Source organism: Deltaproteobacteria bacterium (genome assembly GCA_016183175.1).
In the GTDB taxonomy this organism is placed as follows: domain Bacteria; phylum UBA10199; class UBA10199; order UBA10199; family SBBF01; genus JACPFC01.
The window spans coordinates 1-3,636 of sequence record JACPFC010000070.1; the positions used below are offsets into that span (position 1 = coordinate 1).

Sequence of the window (3,636 nt, forward strand, 5' to 3'; positions counted from 1 at the left end):
GCAACGAACAGAAGCGTTGTTGTTTGGATGTTTTTTGCACGGATTGGTCGGTGATTTGTTGGCCCAAAAGAGGCGGGTGGTCTTGGCTACTGACGTTGCGAACAATTTGGACCTTGGGTATGAATTTTTGCGGAAAAATAAAGAGGTATTGACCAATATATTCTATTAGCAAAGAGAGAGAGTCCCTTTGTCTTCGCAATTTTCGTAAGCCGCTTTGGAGTTGAATTGTTTCACCGGCAGATGGGACTGGCGGGAACAAAAATTGCTCCGTCAAATGGACTCTCTCTCTTTGCTAAGTTACGTGAAACCCTTCCTCTCCAAATCGCCAACCGAAACCGAAAAATTCGCCGCTGATTTTTCAAAGAAACTCAAAAAAGGGGATGTCGTTGCCCTCTGCGGCGATTTGGGCTCCGGAAAAACAACCTTTGTCCGCGGCCTTTTTGCGGGCTTAAACGGCGACCCCGATTATTTCGTCACCTCGCCGACATTCACCCTGCTCCACGAGTACCCGACCACAAAGGGGCTCCTGTACCATTTTGATCTCTACCGGATCAATACGTTCGCCGAATTCCAAAAAATTGATTTTGAGGAATATTTCGGAAGCGACGGAATTTGTGTGGTGGAGTGGGGGGACAAAATCCGCGAGCTGGAAGCGGAGTTTGACTACAAAGTTCAATTTGAAATTCGTGATGGTACGACGCGACAAATTGTAATCCCTGGCAAACAAAGAGAGTCCTTTTGACGGAGCAATTTTCGTTCCCGCCGGTCCCATCTGCCGGCAAAACAGGCCAACTCAGAGCGGCTTACGAAAATTGTGAAGACAAAGGCACTCTCTTTGTTTGCCAATTTACGGTTGTGAATAACTTTTTCAGATTTCTTCCGTTATTCCGCAATCTTGCCCGAACTTTTCCCCAGCACAACCCGCCGGAAAAAATAAAACTTTCCAAGCCTGATAAACAGGGCCTTTGCGGGTACCTTTGACGGGGATAGTTTCATCCACCCCTGTGGATAACTTTTTTCTGACAATTTTTTCACCATGATATCGGCTACTTAAAAATTCCAAAAATTTTTTTGTCGAAGTTTTGAAAGAGTTGTGGTTTAAACGGGCTCAACCCTCAAAGAGAAAAAGCGAACCGTCCGGCCTTGCCGGCGGTGAGCGCGGGGTTCGGGGGTATTTGAGGATCGCAGTTCCGAGCGGAAGCGAGGAACGAGAACCTTCGATCCCCCCGAGGATCATTGATAATCAATGTATCGTTTGAGGAAATGCCGGCGCGAACGGGTTGACTCTCCCGGCGTCAGCCGAGAAGGCGTTTCATCCGAATCGGCAACAGGGCAAGCCGTGAGGCGGGCCGCGGGCCGAGGGACCGGAACCAGGATGAGGCGCTTTTTCAAACGGGGGAGCAATTCGCGGGCACAAAGGCCATAATGGCCTGCCTCAAGGGAAACCTTAAGGCATATTCCGCACCTTGGAAGGGACATCGTCCCGACACTTCGGAGTTCAAGGCCTCTTCCATCCGCAAGGAGGGAAGGGGGCAAGAACAGGGGAGTTGAGGCTTGGAAGCGGGCCTCCAGAGGGGCGGGAAAAAACCATAAAGGCCCTGGGAAATCTTAGAGGAGGACAGGCAACATAAAGGCCCACAGATCCCATGGGTCAAAAGTTGCTGACTTTTTCGGTGCGCCAGAAATCCCTGAAGCGGAGGCGGCCGGGTAGTTCGCTGGGGTAAAACTCCAGATACCCGGAGAAACCAACCGCATGAGGGAATGGGGGCTCTAAAGAGTCACCGGCGCCCGGAATGGTTTTGAGACTCCAGAAAGGCGGAAAGGCATCTCCTCAAACGATAGATTGATTATCTACCCCGTGAGATAGGCGAAAGCCGCCATCTCACGGGGTTTTTTTGTTGAAGTAAAAACGTGACTTAAACGGTAAATGACGTGCCGCACCCGCAGGAACCTTTGGCGTTGGGGTTTCTCACCGTAAAGCCGGAGCCCTTGAAATCCTCCACGAAATCGACCACCGACCCCATCAGATAGGTTTTGCTCTGCGGATCGATCAGAACATCGATATCTCCACAGGCCACTTTTTCATCTCCGGCGCGGAGTTCATCAAAGGTAAACCCGTACTGAAACCCGCTACATCCCCCCCCCTCCACAAAAACGCGGAACATCTTGTCCTTTGCATCGGGCGTTTTCTCCCTGAAGGCCCTCACCTTGGCCGCGGCATTGTCGGTCAAGCTGACAAGCGGCTTAAGGCCGGTCCCCATTGAAAGAGGGGCAGGGGGTGAAACCTGAATGTTTTCCATAGTCGATCTCCTTGTTATTCCATCCTAGTTGCTCCTGTCCGGGTTGTCAATTCCCAGCCGGCCCCAGATTTCGTCAATCCTCCTGCGCGTCACCTCATCCATCTCGATATCCGGCGGCCACTGGCGATCATATCCTTCCTCCTTCCATTTGCGCGTGGCGTCGATTCCCATTTTACTGCCGATGCCGAACCGCGGCGAGGCATGGTCCAGCGCATCCACCGGCCCCTCGGTAAAGACGATGTCGCGCTTGGCATCGATGTTGTTCCCCACCCGCCAGGCCACCTCGGAGAGATTTTGCACATTCACATCCTCGTCCACGACGATGATGCACTTGGAAAACATCAACTGCCCCATTCCCCAGAGACTGCTCATGATCTTTTGGGCATGGGCGGGGTAGGTTTTTTTGATCGAAATGATCGCCAGGTTGTGAAAACAGGTCTCCACCGGAATATTCATGTCTTTTATTTCGGGAAAGGTGAGTTGGACAAGCGGCAAAAAAATCCGGGTGATCGCCAGCCCCATGTATCCATCTTCCATCGGCGGCCGGCCGACAATGGTTGTCGGATAGATCATTTGTTTCCGGTGTGTGATCGCCGTCACATGAAACGCCGGATATTTGTCGACCAGAGTATAGTATCCGGTATGATCGCCGAAGGGACCTTCATCGACCAAAGGCTCTTCGGGATCGACATATCCCTCGATGACCATCTCGGCGTTAGCGGGGACTTCCAGCTCTACTGTTTTGCAGGAGACCAGCTCGACCGCCTTTTTCCTTAAAAATCCGGCAAAGAGAAACTCGTCGAAATTGTCGGGAAGGGGGCAGGCCCCGGCAAATATCAGCGCCGGATCCCCCCCAAGATAGACCGCCACCGGGATTTTTTTCTTCAATTCCCTGTACCGCTGGCTTCCATGCTTGTGAATCTGCCAGTGCATCGCCGTTGTCTTTTTATCGAGAATTTGCAGACGGTACATGCCGACGTTTCGGATTCCGTTGTCCGGGTCTTTGGAAATCGTGCAGGCGAAGGTGATAAAGGACCCGCCGTCTTTGGGCCAGCACTGGATGATGGGAAATTTTGTCAGATCGATCTCATCGCCGGTTAAAACAATTTCCTGACAGCTACCGGACGAGACCTTTTTTGGCGCATACGAGCCGATTTTGGCCAGCGTCGGGAGCATTTTCAATTTTTCAAGAAAAGAGGAGGGGGGCTGTTTTTTCACCAGGTCGCGGATTTCCGTCGCAACTTCTTCGATATCTTCCACGCCAAGGGCCCAGTTCATCCGGTTTTTGGAGCCGAGCATGTTGATCAAAACCGGAATGTCCGATTTTTTTCCGCCG

General features: G+C 51.7%; 3 protein-coding genes. 1 reads left to right on the plus strand and 2 read right to left on the minus strand.

Translation table 11 applies throughout. The features are described from left to right. Positions 1 to 301 precede the first annotated feature (301 nt). Complete coding sequence (gene tsaE / locus HYU99_07710; protein ID MBI2340232.1) at positions 302 to 742, plus strand: tRNA (adenosine(37)-N6)-threonylcarbamoyltransferase complex ATPase subunit type 1 TsaE; 441 nt, start codon at positions 302 to 304, stop codon at positions 740 to 742. A 1,174-nt stretch (positions 743 to 1,916) separates the two neighbouring features. On the opposite strand, the gene erpA is transcribed toward tsaE, so the two are convergent. Both erpA and HYU99_07720 read right to left on the minus strand, forming a co-directional pair. Then, positions 1,917 to 2,261, minus strand: a complete 345-nt coding sequence (gene erpA / locus HYU99_07715) for an iron-sulfur cluster insertion protein ErpA (GenBank protein ID MBI2340233.1) — start codon at positions 2,259 to 2,261, stop codon at positions 1,917 to 1,919. Positions 2,262 to 2,324: 63 nt separating this feature from the next. Beyond that, a partial coding sequence (locus tag HYU99_07720) for a menaquinone biosynthesis decarboxylase (GenBank protein MBI2340234.1) occupies positions 2,325 to 3,636 on the minus strand: 1,312 nt, incomplete at its 5' end.